An 18,167-nucleotide genomic window follows, 5' to 3' on the forward strand; every position below is an offset into this window, starting at 1 on the left:
AGGAGTGCGTCATGAACAAGCCTGTGATCACCCAGGCAATGATCGATGCCTATGACGAATACACGCATCTGACACTGGATCGCCGCCGCTTCATGGAGAGGCTGACGGCGCTTGCCGGTACGGCGGCGGCCGCCGCGGCAATCGCCCCGATGCTGGCCGCCAACAGCGCCAAGGCGGAAATGGTCGCCGCGACGGACGAACGGATCAAAGGAGAGGATATCACCTATCCGGGTGCCGATGGCGAGATGAAGGGCTATCTGGTCAAACCCGCCAACGCGTCCGGAAAGCTCCCGGCAGTCATCATCATCCATGAGAATCGCGGCCTCAATCCGCACATCAAGGACGTCGCGCGTCGCGCCGCCCTCGACGGATTCCTCGCACTCGCTCCGGATTTCCTGTCGCCAGACGGCGGAACGCCCGCCGACGAGGACAAGGCGCGCGAGATGATCGGCGCGCTCGACGCGGGTAAAGCCAATTCCAATGCGGTGGCGACCGTGACCTTCCTCAAGGGGCACGCGGAAAGTACCGGCAATATCGGCGCGATCGGCTTCTGCTGGGGTGGCGGCATGGTCAATCGCCTTGCCGTCAATTCTCCGGACCTCAAGGCCGGCGTCGCCTATTACGGCTCCCAGCCGAAGGCCGAGGATGTGCCGAAGATCAAGGCCGCGATGCTTCTCCACTATGCCGGCCTCGACGTGCGCATCAATGCCGGCATCGACGCTTACCGCAAGGCGCTGACGGAGAACGGCAAGGACGCCACGATCTATGTCTACGACGGCGTGAACCATGCATTCAACAACGATACCTCGGCCGCCCGCTACGACAAGGCTGCAGCCGATCTCGCCTGGGGACGGACCATCGAATTCCTGAAGACGAAGCTTGCCTGACGCGCGACGAATTTGGGTAGGGACCGCGGCGCGTTCTCCTATCCCGTAGCGTCAGTCTCCTTGGATATCGAGCGGGCACAATCGACGATCGCTTCGGCCAGCGCGTCCATATCGCGCCGGCGCGGATTGCTGCGCCGCCAGATGAGCCCGATCTCGCGTGCCGGCCCCGGGGCGGCAAAGGGTACGATGCGGATGGCATTGCGTGCCGCTTCGCTCGGAATGGCGATCTCGGGAATGAGCGTCATGCCCATGCCGTTCGCCACCATCTGCAGAAGTGTCGCCATGGAGGTGGCGCCGAAGCTCATCAGTTGCCGCTTGCCGGCGGTATTGCAGACGGCCAGCGCCTGATCGCGCAGGCAATGGCCCTCCTCGAGCAGGAGCAGTTGCGAGATATCGACCTGCGCCTCGGTCAGCGGCGACATCAGCACGTTCCGGTCGTTGTCTGCGACCGCCATGTAAAAACGGTCCGAAAACAGCGGGCGCGTGGTGATGCCATCGGCATCGATCGGCAACGCGGCGACGATTGCGTCGAGCCGACCGTCGCCAAGATCGGCGACCAGCCTGTCGGTCAGCGACTCCTTGAGCTCGATTTCGATCCCTGCGTATCGGGCGCGCAGATAGGGAATGAGCTGCGGCACCAGGTAAGGCGCCAGCGTCGGAATGATACCAAGGCGAACGCGCCCTTCGAGCGTTCCGGAGTTCGCCCGGGCACTCTCCTCAAGCCTGTCGACATCGGACAGGATGGCCCGCACCCTCGCCAGGACGTCTTCGCCCTTGCCGGTCAGAAACACGCCGCCGCGGCTTCTCTCGACCAGCTTGACCCCGAGATGCCCTTCCATCTCCATGATCTGCGCCGAAAGCGCCGGCTGGCTGACATGGGCGAGCTCGGCCGCGCGGCCGAAATGGCGGGCGGTCGCGAGAGCATCGAAATAGCGCATCTGTCGAAGCGTCAGCATGATAGGAAATGCTTATTGAAAAAAAGACATGAGCACAATTGCAGATTATCAAAATAGAATATGGCCACGCCTGGCAAAAGGCGTGGCCTTCGTCCAATTGCCTGTGAGGCGGCTTACCAGCCCGGCAACATATGGCTCTGCCTGAGACGCGGGTAGCGCGGATAGCCCTTGATATCGTTGTCGAGGTCGTCGTTGACCGCAATCGGCGTGATGTTGTCGAGGCAGGCGGTGATGTGGCTGGTGATCGCGTTCGACAGCGACGGCGAAAGGCCGGGCCGCTTCATGATGCCGATCTGTACGGGCGCGAGCGCCGGGAACCCGTCCGCGAGCGTCAGCACCTTCATGCCGGGACGGAGAGCGGACTCCGGCAGCACGGAGACGGCCATGCCGGCGAGCACCGCGGCGGCGACGACGGTCGATGACCAGCTTGTGAACAGGATCTGATACTCGCGGCCCGTCGCATCGAGCGCGGCACAGGCAGCCTGCCGCCACAGACAGTCGCGGCGTCCGACGGCGAGCGGGATCGGCGCATTTTCCGGAAGCGGATGGTTGATCGAACTGACCCAGCAGAGCGGTTCGGTCCTGACCACGTCCGATGCCCGCGCCCGCGGGTTGTGAGTAACGAGCGCGATGTCGAGGTCGCCCTTCGCCATCTTCTCGGCGAGATCCGCCGAAGGCTCGCAGACGATGTAGAGTTCGACATTTGGATGCGTTTTCGCGAAGCGGACGATGATCTCGGGCATGTAGCGATCGGCATAGTCGTCGGGTGTGCCGATCCGAAGCGTACCTTCGAGCCTGTTGTCGTCGAAGGAGGCGATCGCCTCGTTGTTGAGGCGGAGCATCCGCCGGGCGAAATTCAACAGCCTGTCGCCCTCGACGGTCAACCGGTTGCCGCGCCCGTCTTTGATGAACAGCGGCTTGCCGATGCGTTCCTCCAGGCGGCGCATCTGCATCGACACCGCCGACTGGGTCTTGAAGACGCGGTCGGCGGCCTTGGTGAAGCTGCCCGTATCGGCAATGGCGACGAATGTTTGCAACTGATCGATATCGAGCGGTGCGGACATGGCCGAATACCCATAAAATTGTTTGATGAATATCATTAGAAACATTCGTTGGACTGATCAATAAGCATTTGCGATTCATAGCGTGCAAATCACGTCAATCTTCCCGGCGACGTCACCGCCGACCAGCCAAACCGTTCCCGCCTACCCCTGCGTCTGACCTCCCCGCAGGGGGCGGGCATCTTCGTGCCTGAAAAAGGAGTACCGTCATGCGCACGACCCAACACGCCCTCGATCTCGACCTCGCTGCAGGCAAGCCGTCGCTTGCGTCCCGCACGGCAGGTGTCATCGGCGTGCTGACGGCTGTCTGGCGCCTGTACCGAAACCGCTGTCAGATTGCGCGTCTCCACGATCTCGACGATCGGCAACTGCTCGACATGGGGCTGAAACGGGAAGATCTGCACGAGGCCATGACCTCGTCCTTCTTCGAGAATCCGGGCAGCTTCCTGACGCGCGCGTCGCGAAATCGGGCATGCCTCTTCTACAGGGGTGTCCGCCACGATTGATGAGCCCATGGCGCGTCCCCCCGCCTCGGATGCGTCATTTGCGGCATGATCCGGCGAAAGCCTGCCGCCATCGCGCGGATCATGCCGCGAAATTCCAGTTACGGTGGTGCTTATCACCGATCCGTTCCCCGCAGGGTATAAGCCAATAGACCCTGCCGCTTGCCCGGTACATGCCAAGACATGTACCGGGCTTTTTTCTGGCGGCTTCACCGAGGGGCACAAGACTGCATACAGGGACGGTCCCCCTCATACCGCTCCCTTCTCTCCGCGCTCGGCGAGAGGACTAGGTGGCAAATTCAAGCCTTGTCTTCGGAGCCCTTCGTGTAGCTCTCGAAAAGGGCATCGATATTCTTCTGGTATTCCTTCTGCATCTCCAGACCCGTGTCGAACATGCTGTTCATCATCTGCGAGAACTGCGCGAAGGCAGGGTTTTCCTGAGGCGGCTTCTCGGCCGCCGAACTGCTGCTGCGCATCATGTCCTGATACGCCTTGAAGAAGGGATTGTCGGCGAAAAGGTCAGGCGTTTTTGCTTTTTCTTGTGTCTTGCCGGCACTGAAAAACCCCTGCATCGCCTGGGTGAAAGGGTTGTCGAACGGGTTCGGAATAGGCTCGGGCTTCTTGGCGAAGCCGGTCGCCTCCATCCATTGCCGCATCAGCGTCATCATCGGATTGTTGGCGAGCGCTTCGTTCACCTGGCTGGTCGTCTCCTTGAAGAGACCGCCCATGAGTGTGGTCGCCATCACCGGCAGCATCTGCTTGTAGACTTCCTGGCCGATGCCGGTCATCTGCGCCGCCTGCGCCGCGATCGCCCGCGACATCTCCTTCGAGCCGAATAGCTGGCCGAGGATGTCGTTGCCGTCCGCCACCCCCTGAGGTGTGAAGGCCTGCCTCATATCCTCGAAATACTTCACATAATTGCCGGTCGAGAGTGCCGTGAGCAGCGCCCCGAAATCATAGGGATTGGCGGTGTTGCGCTTGAAACCCGTGGAAAAGGCCGGCATCAGCGCCGCGGTCGCCTTCGCCATCTGCTCCTGGGCCAAGCCGAATTGCTTCGCCATCAGATCGATCGCCTGGCCATTCTGCGCTTGTGCGAACATGTCAAAAAGCGGTGCCATGGCGATTCCTTCCCGGGCGAGTGACGCATGTCATTGCACTATAACGGGAATCGAGGCTCTGGAAACGCTTTTTGTTCGGGGGCTGGGCGTGTTCCTCTGCTTAGTATTGGTATTCCGTGAAGACCGGATCGACGGAGCGGTTCCAGCGGCCGTTGTAGAGCGCCAGCAGGTCCTCGGCGAGCGTCGCCTTCTTCGCCAGAACCTCGTCGAGCGGTTCCAGGAAATGACTCTCGTTAATGCCGTCGCCATTCAGGCGGTTGCGTCGTCTCAGCCCGGCGCGCGAAATCGCCAGCACCTCGCGGGCGATGTCGAGCAGCGACGCCGTTCTGAACTTCGCGGCCAGCCCCTCAGCGGGGACTGCGTCCCTCAGCGCCTGAACCTCGTCGTAGCTCCAGTCACGGGTCAGCGCCTCGGCATCGGCCAACGCCTGCTCGTCATAGAGCAGGCCCACCCAGAAGGCAGGCAGCGCACAGATGCGCCGCCATGGTCCGCCGTCGGCGCCGCGCATCTCGAGGAAGCGCTTCAGCCGGACGTCGGGGAAGAGGGTCGAAAGATGATTCGTCCAGTCGCCCATGGTTGGCTGCCAATCGGCGATCTCACCCTTCAACGCCCCATTCATGAACTGGCGGAAGGTAACATGGGTACAGTCATGATAATGGCCGTCGCGTACGACGAAATACATTGGCACGTCGAGCGCCCATTCGACGTAATCGGCGAAGCCGAAGTCCGGCCTGAAGGACGCCGGCAGGAGACCGGCGCGGCGGTTGTCGGTGTCGCGCCAGATCTCTCCCCGCCACGAGAGCAGTCCGTTCGGCTTGCCCTCGGTAAACGGCGAGCTGGCGAAGAGGGCGGTGGCGAGCGACTGCAGCTTCATCGAGACCTGCATCTTGCGTCGCATGTCCTCCTCGGAGGAGAAATCGAGATTCACCTGGATCGTGCAGGTGCGGTACATCATGTCGAGGCCCTGGGTTCCGACCTTCGGCATGTAGCGCGTCATGATCGCGTAGCGCGACTTCGGCATGCGCGGCGTCTCTTCAAAGGTCCACTTGGGGCTGCCGCCGATGCCGAGGAAGCGGATGCCGAGCGGCTCGGCGATTTCGCGGAGCACGGCAAGGTGCTGGTTCGATTCCTTACAGGTTTGATGCAGGTTCTCGAGCGGCGCCCCGGAAAGCTCGAACTGGCCGCCGGGCTCCAGCGAGATAGCGCCATTGCCCTCGCGTTCGGCAAGGCCGATGATGTTGCCCTCGTCGACGATCGGCTCCCAGCCGTTCCTTTCAGCCATGCCCTTCAAGAGGGCCTGGATGCTGGCCTCGCCGAAATAGGGCACCGGGCTGTTGTCCGCCTTGAAGAAGGCGAATTTCTCGTGCTCCGTGCCGATCCGAAACCTCTCCTTCGGCTTCGATCCGGACGCGAGGTAGGCGGTCAGGTCGGCAACAGAGGTGACCGGCGTCTGATCGGTGGTGTCTCGGGCCATATTCGTCTTCTTCGTATGTGCGGGATCCCGCCGGCAGCAGGACTGGATGGAGGGTGCTTGAACCGTAATCAAGTGCGGTGCAAGTCAATTTCTTTCAAGATGCCCTCAAAAAAACTCCGCGCAAGCCCTCCGCCGTCGCACGCCCTGTGAGACGGCCAAAGCTCCCAGCATCGGGGCTTCATTTCCAGTCGCCAAGCGTTGCCTGGATGAGCGCCAGCGCGGCCACCGCCGCCGTATCGGCGCGCAGGATTCGCGGTCCAAGCGGGATGGCGGTGACGAAATCGAGGCTGCGCAAGAGCACCCGCTCTGCTTCCGAGAAACCGCCCTCCGGGCCGATCAGCAGGGCGAGCCGACGCTCGCTGATCCCGCCCAAGATCGGCAGCGGGTTCTGGCTCTCGTTGCTCTCGTCGCAGAAGATGATGCGCCGATCGCGCGGCCAGTTCGCCAGGAGCTCTTCGAGCTTTCGCGGCGTCTCCACCTCGGGAATGCCGAGAACCCCGCATTGCTCCGCGGCCTCGATGACATTGGCGCGAAGCCGGTCGAGATTGCCGAGCTTGCCCTGCACATGCTGGGTCATCACCGGCTGCAGCACCCCGGCGCCCATCTCGACAGCCTTCTGAACAAGGTAGTCGAGCCGGCCCACCTTGAGCGGAGCAAACAGATAGGCGAGGTCTGAGGGGGCGGGCTGCGGACGCGTCTGCTCGGTTGCGGTGAGAACCAGGTGCTTTCGGGACGGCAGGGACAATTCCGCACGCCACTCGCCGTCTCGTCCGTTGAAGAGCAGGATCGACGAGCTCTCGTCGAGGCGCAGTACGTTGACGAGATAGTTGAACTGCTCCTTGGTGGCCTCGTGCCTTGCTCCCGTGTGAAGCGGGCTTCCGACGAACAGTCGCTGCATGCGAAAATTGGCGCGCATTTCGATTGCCCTCACAGAAACAGGCCGGCGAGGAGGCGATAGAAGAGCGCCGAGAGCAGTGCGGAGGCGGGAAGCGTGATCACCCAGGCGGCGACGATCGTCAGAAAGTAGGAGCGGCGCACCAGCCGGCGGCGGCGCACTTCGGCAAAATTCGTTTCGATCGCCTCTTCCATGAAGTCGCTTTTCCCGGACTTCCGCCGGACATGTTGCAGCCGGCGTCGGGAATGGCGCGTGTACCATTCGCGGAAGAAGCCGACGCCGAAGACGGCGCCGACCGCCGTATGGGTGGAACTGATCGGCAAGCCCAGAGCCGATGCCAGGAGGACGGTGACCGCCGTCGCCAGTGCGACGCAGAAGGCGCGCATCGGATTGAGGCGGGTGATCTCCTCGCCGACGACGCGGATCAGGATCGGGCCGTAGAGGAGCAAGCCCAGCGCAATGCCGAAAGCGCCAATAAGCAGCACCCAGAAGGGTGCCAACGAGCGCGCCGTCGACATCGTGCCGTTCACCGCCGAGACGATTGCCGACAGGGGCCCGATGGCATTCGATACGTCATTGGCTCCGTGGGCGAAGGAAAGCAGCGCGGCGGAGAAGATGAGCGGCAGGCGGAACAGCTTGCGAAGCGACTGGTTGCGGTTCTCGAGCCCCTCGGACTGGCGATGAATCCACGGCTTGCACAGCCCGTAACAGGCAATGCCGGCGAAGGCGCCGATAAGGAGACCCGTCCGGAGCGAAATCACCTGCAGATGGGCAAGCCCGAAGGTCGCCACATAGGCGGTGAAAGCCCCTGCCGTGACGCCGAGCACGATCGGCATCCAAAGCCGTGCCGCCTCGATCTTGTCGTCGCGGTAGATGATGAATTCCTTGAGGAATGCAAGGAAGAGGGCGGCGATGGTGCCACCGAGCAGGGGAGAGACCGACCAGCTCGCGGTGATCCCGGCGATCGTCCACCATTTGACGCTGGCAAAGCCCTCCGCCGCCAGGCCGGCGCCGATGATGCCGCCGACGATGGAGTGGGTGGTCGAGACCGGGGCGCGGGCGTAGGTGGCGATGTTGATCCAGACTGCCGCAGACAGCAGCGCCGCCATCATCACCCAGACCAGGATCTCGGGGCTGAGTAACCGTGCTCCGTCGATGATGCCGGCCTCGATGGTGAGCGTCACCTTGCGCCCGGCGATCACGGCTCCGGCAATTTCGAAGACGGCGGCTATGCCGAGCGCCGTCGCCATCGTCATGGCCTTCGCGCCGACCGCGGCTCCGACATTGTTGGTTACGTCGTTGGCGCCGATGTTCATCGCCATATAGGCGGCGACAGCGGCCCCCGCCACGACAATGGCCGTGCCGGACGCGCCTGTGAAATAGCTCGCGGCGAATGCCATGCTGAGGATCAGGAAGAGCAGCCCGAAGCCGGGGGCGGCAAGCCCGCGCATCACAAACTGCGACGCCTCCTCGGCAAGGCTGACTTTGTCGAGATCCTTGTCGAGCGTCAGCTTTTCGAGGCGCGGCCTGGCCACAAATATTTCTCCATTGTCATATTCGCCAGTAGCTGTCCGCGACGGCGCATTCAAGCGGTTTTGAAAAGGTTTGTGGCGGAAAGGCGGACCAGGTGGGCATTGGCCGCCGGGCCGTCAGTCTTCGGATGCGGCGGGTTGTGGCGGCCGGGCGGCGGCCATTCGCTTTCCGAAGCCGAGTATAAGTTCCTTCAGCGAAGGTTCGGCGACGCGCCTGGCCGCCTCCTCGTAGTCGACCCACTCGAGCTTTCGCTCGCCCTTCTCGGGAAAATTCTTGCAAAGATTGTCGACTTCGAGGGCGTGGACCTGAACCTTGCAGGGAATCTTCAGCCCATGGTCCATACGCTTCTGGTAAACATAGGAGCCGATCGCGGCCTTCTGCACCGTCCCCTTGACGCCGGCCTCTTCATAGGCCTCGCGTTCGGCGACTTCATGCGCCCATTTGCCCTGCATCGGCCAACCCTTGGGAATGACCCAACGGCCCGTGTCGCGACTGGTGAGCAGGAGAATTTCCGGAGACTTCGTCTTCTTGCGAATGCGGTAGCACAGCGCGGCATATTGCATGCGCGCAGGTCGACGTAGCATCAAATGCACATCAGAAGCTAGCCGGTGCAAGAGGTTCAAGGGAATCGATACTCCTCTACGAATCACATTTCTCAAAATCAGCCATTCGAAATTATGGCGCGTCTGACTTGCGTGTAAATGACGTCCGCCGATCAATAACCGATAACAAGCGTTGTGGTTCCGTGAGCGGAACCTCGTTGCGAATACATGTAATGCTTCTCCGCGCCGCTTGCCAGAAAGCGACATCGTCGGTCGTATTCATTTCCAATGGAGTCTAGGAACGTTGGGGCGGGCGCTCCCGGGGGATCCTGAGCCTATGAGCCGGCGCGGTCGCGCTGCTTGAGGCGCAGCCGCGCGATGCGGGCCCATTCGCCGCTGCGCTCCGCCTCGCGCGCCGCGGCGGCGACGAAGTCGATATGGCTTTGTGCTGCCGCCTTGGCGGCATCGGGGTCGCGCGCCATGATGGCGGTGTAGATCGCCTCGTGCTGCGCAAGCAGCCGGTCGCGCGCGCCCGGTGCGCCGAAGACCGAGCTGCGATGAAAGAAGATGCCTTGGGTCAGGAGCCGATAGCAGGCCCTCAGCGTGTGCAGCAGAATGATGTTGTGGGCGCTTTCGCCGATCGCGTTGTGCAGTTCGACGTCCGCTTCGAGCTCGTCGTCGAAATTGCCGCTCGCGTGCGCCTCGCGCATGCGCTCGATGAGGCGGGTGAGAAGGTCGCGGTCGAAGTCCGTGGCGCGCGTCGCGGCGAGTTCCGCCGTCAGGCCCTCGAGCTCGCGCCGGTATTCGAGATAATCCTGTGTCGCCTTGTGATGACGGCCGATGAGCTCGATCAGCGGTTTCGAGAAGATCTGGCCGACCACGTCGGCGACGAAGGTGCCCCCACCGTGGCGGCTCTCGACCAGCCCGCGCGCTTCCAGTTCCTTCAGCGCCTCACGCAGGATCGGCCGCGATACGTCGAGCCTTTTCGACAGGTCCCGTTCGCCCGGCAGCCGGTCCCCGTCGCGCAGCACACCCTCCAGGATCAGAAGCTCGATCTGCTGGACGACCTCGTCCGCCGTGCGGCTGTGGCTGATACGCGCATAGAGGTCGCTCTGGTCTTCGGTCACGGCAAATTCTCCCACGGACGGAACGCGCATGGCCCCACCTGTTCCCGTCACCGGCAGCAATCTAGCAGGACCTATCAAGTGGTCAAATTGATTGCCCACTTGGCGAGCCGCCGCTGACAAAAGTCAAACTGCGTCAATGCGTCCTGTTCTTTTTGCTCCCCCGGTTGATAAGTAAACGGTTATGAACGCGTGAGGGGGATGAAACGCTTCATGGCGAAGGCAAGTTTTGGATTTCCAGCGGCGCCCCTGCGCGCCCAGGCGCTCGGCGAAATTCATTCGCGGCCCTATGCGCTGGTGACGACGCCACGCGTCATCTTTCAACTCGCCTTCATCACCGAAGGCGGCTCCACCGTCGACCATGCCGTGCTCGCGGAACTGTCGCGCTCGCGCGGCATCGCCCCGCCCGGTCGCGATGCAAACCACCACGCCATGCCCTGGGGGCAGGGGACGTTGCGCTGGGAACGGCACACCGAGTTCTCCACCTATTTCTGGGACGCGCCAGCGCCGGAACGCTTCGGCGGCGAGGTGCCGATCCACCCCTTCGGCGACGGCTTCTCTCCGCCGGGTCTGCTGATTGCCGGAATTCGCCTCGAAATCCGTCCCGATACGCCTGAAACCCGCGAAGCGATCAAGGCCTTCGATCCGACGAGCCTCTGTTACAGCGAGACCAAGAACGGCCAGGCCGTGCTGCTGACCGACTTCCGGCAGAACGGCGATGGTCTCACCCAAATCCTCATCATCGACCGGGGCATGACGGAGGCGGGCACGGGTGCCCTGGTCCAGCGCCTGCTCGACATCGAGACCTATCGCACGCTGGCCATGCTCGGCCTGCCGCTGGCGCAATCGCTGTCGCCGGCAATCCGCCGGACCGAGGATGGCCTGACCGCCGTCACCCAGCGCATGAAGGAGAATGTCCGCGAGGAAGCGGACGAGATGCTGGCGGAAATCACCCGGCTTGCCGCCGACCTCGAAGCCGGCGCTGCGCTCAGCCTCTATCGCTTCGGAGCGAGCCGCGCCTATTACGGCATCGTCCAGGAACGCATCCGCACGCTCTCCGAAATGCCGGTACCCGGTTACGAGACGATCGGCACCTTTCTCGAACGCAGACTGGCGCCGGCGATGCGAACCTGCCAGTCGGTCGAGGAGCGGCAGGCCAATCTTTCACGCAAGCTCGCCCGTGCAACGGCGCTGCTGAGAAGCTGGATCGACGTCGAACTCGAACGGCAGAACAGTGCCCTGCTCAACTCGATGGACCGGCGGGCGAAACTGCAGTTGCGCCTGCAGCAGACGGTCGAGGGCCTCTCCGTTGCCGCGATCTCCTACTATGTCATTGGGCTGTTCGGCTATCTCGCCAAGGCGGTGAGCCACGAGATTCCAGTCGATCCTGGCGTGCTGACCGGCCTTGCGGTGCCTTTTGTGGTCACCGGTGTCTGGCTCATCGTCCGCCGTATTCGCCGCCATCACGAGGAAAGCGCGCAGAAATAGCGGCTCGCCGGACTACTGCTCCCAATAGGGAACGGGGCCATAGAGGGCCGCAAGATAGTCGACGAAGAGCCGCACCTTGGCGGGCAGAAACTGCCGGCTCGGATAGATGGCCGAGAGCGTCAGTCCGTGTGATCCTTCCCATTCCGGCAGCACCTGGACCAGGCGCCCGTCGCGCAGTTCCGTGCTGATGTCCCAGGTCGAGCGGAGCGCGATGCCCGCTCCGGCGATCACCGCGGCGCGGATGATCTCCGACGAATTGGTGACGAGCGGCCCCTCCGGGCGGTAGGCGAGCGAACCGCCCGGACCTTCCAGTTTCCAATTCTCGTTGTTGTGGGCCGGCAGGCAGATATGCTGCGCCAGGTCGCCGATTTCCTTGGGCGCGCCGTGCCGGGCGAGATAGTCCGGTGCCGCGCAGAGCAGGCGACGGACCGGCGCGAGCTTGCGGGCGACGAGGCTCGAATCGGTGAGCTCGCCAATCCGAATGGCAATGTCGTACCCCTCGGCGACAATATCGCTGAACGCGTCGCTGAGCACGATATGGAGCTTCAGGTCGGGATGGTCCTTCATGAAATCGGTCAGATGCGGCGCGATGTGCATGCGACCGAAGGAGGTGGGCGCCGTGATGCGCAGGGTGCCCTGAGCCTGCGACGAACGCCCGGACGCATAGGCCTCCGCTTCCTCTATGCCGGTGAGGACGCCAAGGACACGGTCGTAGAAGCCCTGTCCGGCTTCCGTCAGGGAGACCTGCCGTGTCGTGCGCTGCAGAAGACGCGTGCCGAGCCTCTCCTCGAGCCGCTTGACGCGCTTGGAGATCACCGCCGCGGAAAGGTCGAGCGCGCGTGCCGCCGCCGACATGCTGCCGGTCGCAACGACTCGCGCAAAGACTTCGAGATCGCCAAGGTTCGTCATCAATCGTGACCATTGTTTCCGGAAAGGAAAGGATGAATAGCAGTTGGCCAATGCCTCTACCAGCGTATCCTGCTTTCACAAAGCGGACGAAATGCTCTAGATTCAAATCATAAACGTGATCGATTCTGAGAGGTTGCGGCGAAGGATACGGGCGGAAGCGACTTGCACTGTTCCTTGCGTCGCTCCAGTGGTAAACAAAAAAGACCACTGGTGACGCATTTGGTTGGAGGAGATCATGACGGAGACGATCGGATTCCTGAAACCCAGGCAGGCCGTCCTCGACCGCCGCGGGGAGATCATCGCCGACCTCGCCGACCTCTTGCCGGAAGGCTGCCTGATCAGCGACGAGCGGGGGCTGAAGCCCTTCGAGACGGACGCTTTTCTCGCCTATCGCCGCCTGCCGCTCGCCGTCGTCCTGCCGGAGACGACCGAGCACGTCTCCGCCATCCTCAAATATTGCAGCCGCTACGGGATCCCGGTCGTGCCGCGCGGCGCCGGCACCTCGCTCTCCGGAGGCGCCATCCCGCAGGAGGACGCGATCGTCGTCGGCCTCTCGAAGATGTCGCGCATTCTCGATGTCGACCTCTTCAACCGCACGGCCACGGTTCAGGCGGGCGTCACCAATCTCAACATTTCCGAGGCGGTGAGTGCCGACGGCTTCTTCTATGCGCCCGATCCGAGCTCGCAGCTTGCCTGCACGATCGGCGGCAACATCGGCATGAATTCCGGCGGCGCCCATTGCCTGAAATACGGAGTCACGACCAACAACCTGCTGGGCGCCAAGATGGTGCTCTTCGACGGCACGGTGATCGAGCTCGGCGGCAGGGCGCTCGATGCACCCGGCTACGATCTGCTTGGTCTCGTCTGCGGCTCGGAGGGCCAGCTCGGCATCGTCACGGAGGCGACGGTCCGGCTGATCGCCAAGCCGGAAGGCGCGCGCCCCGTCTTGTTCGGCTTCGCCTCGTCGGAGGCGGCCGGTTCCTGTGTGGCCGATATAATCGGGTCGGGCATCATCCCGGTGGCGATCGAATTCATGGACAGGCCGGCGATCGAGATCTGCGAGGCCTTTGCCCATGCCGGCTACCCGCTCGATGTCGAGGCCCTGCTGATCGTCGAGGTCGAGGGCTCCGAGGCGGAGATGGACGCGATGCTTCAGAGCATTATCGAGATCGCCCGGCGTCACAGCGTCATGACGATCAAGGAATCGCAATCGGCGCTCGAGGCGGCGCTGATCTGGAAGGGCCGGAAATCCGCCTTCGGCGCCACCGGCCGGGTCGCGGACTATATCTGCATGGACGGCACGGTTCCGCTGAGCCAACTTTCTCACGTATTGCGCAGGACCGGCGAGATCGTCGCGAGCTACGGGCTCCGCGTCGCCAATGTGTTCCATGCCGGCGACGGTAACATGCATCCGCTGATCCTCTATAACATCAACGATCCGGCGGATGCGGCGCGCGCCGAGGCGGCCGGCAATGACATCCTGAAGCTCTGCGTCGAGGCGGGCGGCTGTCTGACGGGCGAGCACGGGGTCGGCATCGAGAAGCGGGACCTGATGCGGTATCAGTACAACAAGGCCGATCTCGACCAGCAGATGGCGGTGCGTGCGGCCTTCGATCCGCAATGGCTTCTGAATCCGTCGAAAGTATTTCCGCTCGAAGGACGGCCTGCCGCATGATCGTTCATTTCGAACCGGCAAGCGAGGAGGGGATCGCCTCCGTGGTGCGCTCGGCAGCGGCAGAGCGCGTCACGCTTGCCATTGTCGGCGGCGGGACGCGCTCGGGGCTCGGAAATCCCGTGCGGGCGGACCGGACGCTTTCGACGCGGCGTCTTTCCGGCATCGTCACCTACAATCCGGCGGAGATGACCATGAGCGCACTCGCCGGGACGCCGCTTGCGGAAGTCGAGGCGGCGCTCGCGGCCAATGGCCAGATGCTGTCATTCGAACCAATGGATCATCGCCCGATTTTCGGAACGACCGGCGACCCAACGATCGGCGGTGTCTTCGCGGCCAATATCTCCGGTCCCCGCCGCTATGTTGCCGGGGCCGCCCGCGACAACCTGCTCGGCGTGCGTTTCGTCAATGGCCGCGGCGAGCTGATCAAGGCCGGCGGCCGCGTCATGAAAAACGTCACCGGGCTCGATCTCGTCAAGCTGATGGCGGGCTCCTACGGGACGCTCGGCATCCTGACGGAAGTTACCTTCAAGGTGCTGCCAGTACCGCCGGCGGCCGGCACTGTCGTTGTCTCGGGTCTGAACGATGCGGAAGCAGCCGCCGTCATGGCCGAGGCGATGGCTCAGCCAGTGGAGGTGTCGGGCGCGGCGCATCTGCCCGAAAGCGTGCGCGGCCGCTTCATCGATGGCGTGTTGCCCGAGGGAGCGGCGACCGTGCTGAGGCTCGAAGGCTTGGCGGCGTCGGTAGAGATGCGCTCCGAAAAGCTCGTCGCGGCGCTGTCGCGTTTCGGTCCCGGCTCGCAGCTCGATGCCAGCCAGACGAAGGCCCTCTGGACCGAGATCCGCGACGTGAAGCCTTATGCGGACGGTACCGCAAGGCCTCTGTGGCGTGTCTCGGTCGCCCCGTCCGCCGGGCACCAGCTCGTTGCCACACTGCGTCTTCAGACGGGTGTGGATGCATTCTACGATTGGCAGGGCGGTCTTGTCTGGCTGCGCATGGAAGCCGAGCCCGAAGCCGAACTCGTTCGCCGCTACGTCCGAGCCTTGGGCGGTGGACATGCGATGCTTGTCCGCGCCGAAGGCGGAGCGCGGGCCGGGATACCGGCCTTCGAACCGCAGGCTGCAGCGGTGGCGCAACTGAGCGAACGCGTTCGTGCCTCGCTCGATCCGGCGCGGATTTTCAATCCGGGGCGGCTGGCGGCCGTCGCCTGATCGCAGGCGGGTCGCAATTCGCGTCAAGGCGAAAGGAGAATTCGATGAGTGATCCGGGTCCGCAGACGCCGCTTTCCCGTGACACCGATCGCTGGCTGGAGCCGGGCAAGGTCAATATCCAGATCATCTACCTGCTTTATCTGGTCGGTTTCGCCATTGGTATTACCCCGCTCGTCGGCATCGTGCTCGCCTATCTCAACCGCGACAAGGCTGAAGGCTGGGCGAGGACGCACTATATCTGGGCGATCCGCACCTTCTGGATCGCCTTGCTGTTCGCCGTCATCTCGGCGCTTCTGTCGGTGTTGCTCATCGGCGTGCTCGGTTTCGTCGCGACGGCGGTCTGGATCGTCGTGCGCTGTGTCATCGGTCTTCAGAAGGCGGCTCGCGAGGAGCCGATCACCGATCCCGAAAGCTGGCTGGTCTAGAGCATTGCGGCTCTGCCCCGGCAAGAAGCGCCGCCTTGAGAATTGAGAGTGGAGTATTCGGTTGCAGACAAATTTCTCCCCAGAGCAACTCGCCGACCCGCATGTCGCCGAATCGGAAAAGATCCTGCGCAAATGCGTCCACTGCGGCTTCTGCACCGCCACCTGTCCGACCTATGTGTTGCTCGGCGACGAGCTCGACAGTCCGCGCGGGCGGATCTACCTGATCAAGGACATGTTGGAGAACGGCCGCGCCGCCGATACCGAAACCGTTACCCATATCGACCGATGTCTCTCCTGCCTTTCCTGCATGACCACCTGTCCATCGGGTGTCGATTACATGCATCTCGTCGATCATGCCCGTATCCACATCGAGGAGACGTATAAGCGGCCGCTCAAGGACCGTTTCGCCCGCGCCGTCATCGCCGCGACCCTACCCTATCCTTCACGCTTTCGGCTGGCGCTCCGGGCGGCGCGGCTTGCCCGCCCCCTCGCGGGCCTGCTGAAGCGCATTTCATCGCTGAAGACCTTCGGCGTCATGCTCGATCTCGCACCGCGCGCGGTGCCGGCGGCATCGGACGGGGCGAGGCCGGCCGTTTATGCGGCCAAGGGCACGCCCCGCGGCCGCGTGGCGCTGCTCGCCGGCTGCGCTCAGCCGGTGCTGAGACCGGAGATCAACGAGGCGACCATCCGGCTGCTCACCGGACAAGGGGTCGAGGTCGTCGTTTCTGCGGGCGAGGGCTGTTGCGGCGCGCTGGTCCATCACATGGGGCGCGAGGAGCAGGCGCTGGCCTCTGCCCGGCACAACGTCGACATCTGGCTGAAGGTCGCGGAGGAGGATGGTCTCGACGCGATCGTCATCACCGCATCCGGCTGCGGAACGACGATCAAGGACTACGGCCACATGCTGCGGCTGGACCCGGTCTATGCCGAGAAGGCGGCGAAGGTGTCCGCGCTTGCTAAGGACGTAACCGAATATCTCGCGGGACTCGACCTCCCCGAGCGGGGGGCGCGCGGCCTGACCGTCGCCTATCACTCCGCCTGCTCGATGCAGCACGGGCAGAAGATCACGCTCGCGCCGAAGCAACTGCTGAAGCGGGCAGGCTTTGCGGTTCGCGAACCGGCGGAAGGCCATCTCTGTTGCGGCTCGGCCGGAACCTACAACATCCTGCAGCCGGAGATATCGGCGAAACTCAAGGCTCGCAAGGTGAGGAACATCGAGGCAACCAAGCCGAACGTGATCGCAACCGGCAATATCGGCTGCATCACCCAGATTGCCAGCGGGACGAATATCCCGATCCTGCACACTGTCGAGCTGCTCGACTGGGCCTATGGTGGGCCGAAGCCGGCGAGGCTGTGAGCGGTAAGCGCCGGCCCCTCAACCAGCCTGCCGGCCACCTTCTCCCCGCAGGCGGGGCGAAGGTGACGCGCGGTGGCGTCTTGCCCGCACGCAGCATTCAGGGATGCCCCCTCGCCCCGCTTGCGGGGAGAGGGCTAGGATGAGGGGGCAACGCTTCCCGACTCGTCAGCCGCCGAAGATATGGCGGAAGATGTCGACGCCGCGGTCGTCGTAGCTGACGTCGCCCTGCTTGTTGCCCGGGCCGATCACGATGACCTTGGTGCCGATCGGCGCCCGGTCATAGAGGTGCTCGACGTCCTCGTTCATCATCCGGATGCAGCCGGACGACATGTTCTGGCCGATGGTCCAGGGCAGGTTCGTTCCATGGATGCGGAAAATCGTGTCGCGGCCGCCCTTGTAGAGGTAGAGGGCGCGGGCGCCGAGCGGATTGTCGATGCCGCCCTCCTGGGTGATCGGCAAGATGCGCCCCTTTGCCCTTTCGCGCTGGCGCATCTCCGCCGGCGGTGTCCAGCTTGGCCACTCGGCTTTGCGGCCTACCTTGACGACGCCGGACCAGCCGAAGCCCTCGCGGCCGACGCCGATACCATAGCGCGTCGCGCGGTTCGGGCCGTCAATGTAATAGAGATACTTGTTGTTGGTATCGACAATGACCGTGCCGGGCGCCTCGTTCGTGCGGAACCGTACCTTGGTGCGCCAATATCTTTGCGGCGGCTTTTTCGGCTGGGCAGCCAGCACGACGTCGGAGCGCTTGACCTTTGCGCCGACCATGTCGGCCGGCGAGAAGGCGGACGCGTTTGCGGCAGCCAGAAAAGCAGCGGCCGCGACGGTGAGCGCGGCCAGCCTGGTGGCGTGAAGTCTCATTTATGATTCCCTCTGAACCCTCGTTGCGGGCAAGCTATGTATTTTTACCGCAAGTGCAAGCCCGTGAAACATCCCATAGAACAAGGCGAGGGCCGGAACTTGCATCGAAGGGAACAGCTGTTGCTCTTAGATCACGATCCGGCACAAGCAA

Annotated in this window: 17 protein-coding genes; 7 read left to right on the forward strand and 10 right to left on the reverse strand. The window is 63.3% G+C overall.

Annotated elements, in window-relative coordinates:
* Positions 1-11: 11 nt before the first annotated feature.
* The gene (locus USDA257_RS02335) at positions 12-887 is read left to right on the forward strand and encodes a dienelactone hydrolase family protein (protein ID WP_014761266.1); all 876 of its coding nucleotides are present in this window, start codon (positions 12-14) and stop codon (positions 885-887) included.
* A gap of 38 nt (positions 888-925) precedes the next feature.
* Here the strand turns inward: USDA257_RS02335 and oxyR are convergent, their stop codons facing one another.
* Positions 926-1,843: a hydrogen peroxide-inducible genes activator OxyR gene (oxyR, locus tag USDA257_RS02340; protein WP_014761267.1), complete on the reverse strand. Its 918-nt coding sequence runs from the start codon at positions 1,841-1,843 to the stop codon at positions 926-928.
* Between the two features lie 113 nt (positions 1,844-1,956).
* A complete protein-coding gene (locus USDA257_RS02345; protein WP_014761268.1) occupies positions 1,957-2,907 on the reverse strand; it encodes a LysR substrate-binding domain-containing protein in 951 nt (316 codons plus the stop codon).
* 206 nt (positions 2,908-3,113) lie between these two features.
* On the opposite strand from USDA257_RS02345, the gene USDA257_RS02350 reads away from it, so the two are divergent.
* The gene (locus tag USDA257_RS02350; protein ID WP_014761269.1) at positions 3,114-3,410 is read left to right on the forward strand and encodes a DUF1127 domain-containing protein; all 297 of its coding nucleotides are present in this window, start codon (positions 3,114-3,116) and stop codon (positions 3,408-3,410) included.
* 296 nt (positions 3,411-3,706) lie between these two features.
* Here USDA257_RS02350 and USDA257_RS02355 read toward each other — a convergent pair whose 3' ends face one another.
* The 6 genes from USDA257_RS02355 to USDA257_RS02380 form a co-directional block, all read right to left on the reverse strand.
* Complete coding sequence (locus USDA257_RS02355) at positions 3,707-4,525, reverse strand: DUF937 domain-containing protein (protein ID WP_014761270.1); 819 nt, start codon at positions 4,523-4,525, stop codon at positions 3,707-3,709.
* A gap of 100 nt (positions 4,526-4,625) precedes the next feature.
* Positions 4,626-5,999, reverse strand: coding sequence for a glutamate--cysteine ligase (locus USDA257_RS02360; protein WP_014761271.1), 1,374 nt, complete (start codon positions 5,997-5,999; stop codon positions 4,626-4,628).
* A 178-nt stretch (positions 6,000-6,177) separates the two neighbouring features.
* Positions 6,178-6,915, reverse strand: coding sequence for a 16S rRNA (uracil(1498)-N(3))-methyltransferase (locus USDA257_RS02365; protein ID WP_014761273.1), 738 nt, complete (start codon positions 6,913-6,915; stop codon positions 6,178-6,180).
* 11 nt (positions 6,916-6,926) lie between these two features.
* Positions 6,927-8,429, reverse strand: coding sequence for an inorganic phosphate transporter (locus tag USDA257_RS02370; RefSeq protein ID WP_014761274.1), 1,503 nt, complete (start codon positions 8,427-8,429; stop codon positions 6,927-6,929).
* Between the two features lie 114 nt (positions 8,430-8,543).
* The gene (locus tag USDA257_RS02375; protein WP_041413856.1) at positions 8,544-9,050 is read right to left on the reverse strand and encodes an NUDIX hydrolase; all 507 of its coding nucleotides are present in this window, start codon (positions 9,048-9,050) and stop codon (positions 8,544-8,546) included.
* A 254-nt stretch (positions 9,051-9,304) separates the two neighbouring features.
* A complete protein-coding gene (locus tag USDA257_RS02380; RefSeq protein ID WP_080605737.1) occupies positions 9,305-10,096 on the reverse strand; it encodes a FadR/GntR family transcriptional regulator in 792 nt (263 codons plus the stop codon).
* Between the two features lie 210 nt (positions 10,097-10,306).
* On the opposite strand from USDA257_RS02380, the gene USDA257_RS02385 reads away from it, so the two are divergent.
* Positions 10,307-11,581 carry a DUF3422 family protein gene (locus USDA257_RS02385; protein ID WP_014761277.1) on the forward strand — a complete coding sequence of 425 codons (1,275 nt, stop codon included), beginning with the start codon at positions 10,307-10,309 and terminating at the stop codon, positions 11,579-11,581.
* 12 nt (positions 11,582-11,593) lie between these two features.
* On the opposite strand, the gene USDA257_RS02390 is transcribed toward USDA257_RS02385, so the two are convergent.
* Complete coding sequence (locus tag USDA257_RS02390; protein ID WP_014761278.1) at positions 11,594-12,490, reverse strand: LysR family transcriptional regulator; 897 nt, start codon at positions 12,488-12,490, stop codon at positions 11,594-11,596.
* 235 nt (positions 12,491-12,725) lie between these two features.
* On the opposite strand from USDA257_RS02390, the gene USDA257_RS02395 reads away from it, so the two are divergent.
* From USDA257_RS02395 to glcF, 4 genes are all read left to right on the forward strand, one after another.
* Positions 12,726-14,165 carry an FAD-binding oxidoreductase gene (locus tag USDA257_RS02395; RefSeq protein WP_014761279.1) on the forward strand — a complete coding sequence of 480 codons (1,440 nt, stop codon included), beginning with the start codon at positions 12,726-12,728 and terminating at the stop codon, positions 14,163-14,165.
* Positions 14,162-15,373, forward strand: coding sequence for a glycolate oxidase subunit GlcE (gene glcE / locus USDA257_RS02400; RefSeq protein WP_014761280.1), 1,212 nt, complete (start codon positions 14,162-14,164; stop codon positions 15,371-15,373). Before USDA257_RS02395 ends, glcE begins: the two co-directional genes overlap by 4 nt.
* Positions 15,374-15,417: 44 nt before the next feature.
* Positions 15,418-15,798, forward strand: coding sequence for a DUF4870 family protein (locus tag USDA257_RS02405; protein WP_014761281.1), 381 nt, complete (start codon positions 15,418-15,420; stop codon positions 15,796-15,798).
* A 61-nt stretch (positions 15,799-15,859) separates the two neighbouring features.
* Positions 15,860-17,155: a glycolate oxidase subunit GlcF gene (gene glcF / locus USDA257_RS02410; protein WP_014761282.1), complete on the forward strand. Its 1,296-nt coding sequence runs from the start codon at positions 15,860-15,862 to the stop codon at positions 17,153-17,155.
* Positions 17,156-17,320: 165 nt separating this feature from the next.
* Here the strand turns inward: glcF and USDA257_RS02415 are convergent, their stop codons facing one another.
* Entirely contained in the window at positions 17,321-18,016 is a 696-nt protein-coding gene (locus USDA257_RS02415; protein WP_014761283.1) for a L,D-transpeptidase, read from the reverse strand.
* Positions 18,017-18,167 lie beyond the last annotated feature (151 nt).

Origin of the sequence: Sinorhizobium fredii USDA 257, from assembly GCF_000265205.3 — a bacterium.
Taxonomy (GTDB): domain Bacteria; phylum Pseudomonadota; class Alphaproteobacteria; order Rhizobiales; family Rhizobiaceae; genus Sinorhizobium; species Sinorhizobium fredii_B.

Excerpts from the sequence above, each read along its gene's own strand:
- USDA257_RS02335 (WP_014761266.1), top strand. The coding sequence starts at position 12 with ATGAACAAGCCTGTGATCACCCAGGCAATGATCGATGCCTATGACGAA.
- oxyR (WP_014761267.1), bottom strand. The coding sequence starts at position 1,843 with ATGCTGACGCTTCGACAGATGCGCTATTTCGATGCTCTCGCGACCGCC.
- USDA257_RS02345 (WP_014761268.1), bottom strand. The coding sequence starts at position 2,907 with ATGTCCGCACCGCTCGATATCGATCAGTTGCAAACATTCGTCGCCATT.
- USDA257_RS02350 (WP_014761269.1), top strand. The coding sequence starts at position 3,114 with ATGCGCACGACCCAACACGCCCTCGATCTCGACCTCGCTGCAGGCAAG.
- USDA257_RS02355 (WP_014761270.1), bottom strand. The coding sequence starts at position 4,525 with ATGGCACCGCTTTTTGACATGTTCGCACAAGCGCAGAATGGCCAGGCG.
- USDA257_RS02360 (WP_014761271.1), bottom strand. The coding sequence starts at position 5,999 with ATGGCCCGAGACACCACCGATCAGACGCCGGTCACCTCTGTTGCCGAC.
- USDA257_RS02365 (WP_014761273.1), bottom strand. The coding sequence starts at position 6,915 with ATGCGCGCCAATTTTCGCATGCAGCGACTGTTCGTCGGAAGCCCGCTT.
- USDA257_RS02385 (WP_014761277.1), top strand. The coding sequence starts at position 10,307 with ATGGCGAAGGCAAGTTTTGGATTTCCAGCGGCGCCCCTGCGCGCCCAG.
- USDA257_RS02390 (WP_014761278.1), bottom strand. The coding sequence starts at position 12,490 with ATGACGAACCTTGGCGATCTCGAAGTCTTTGCGCGAGTCGTTGCGACC.
- USDA257_RS02395 (WP_014761279.1), top strand. The coding sequence starts at position 12,726 with ATGACGGAGACGATCGGATTCCTGAAACCCAGGCAGGCCGTCCTCGAC.
- glcE (WP_014761280.1), top strand. The coding sequence starts at position 14,162 with ATGATCGTTCATTTCGAACCGGCAAGCGAGGAGGGGATCGCCTCCGTG.
- USDA257_RS02405 (WP_014761281.1), top strand. The coding sequence starts at position 15,418 with ATGAGTGATCCGGGTCCGCAGACGCCGCTTTCCCGTGACACCGATCGC.
- USDA257_RS02415 (WP_014761283.1), bottom strand. The coding sequence starts at position 18,016 with ATGAGACTTCACGCCACCAGGCTGGCCGCGCTCACCGTCGCGGCCGCT.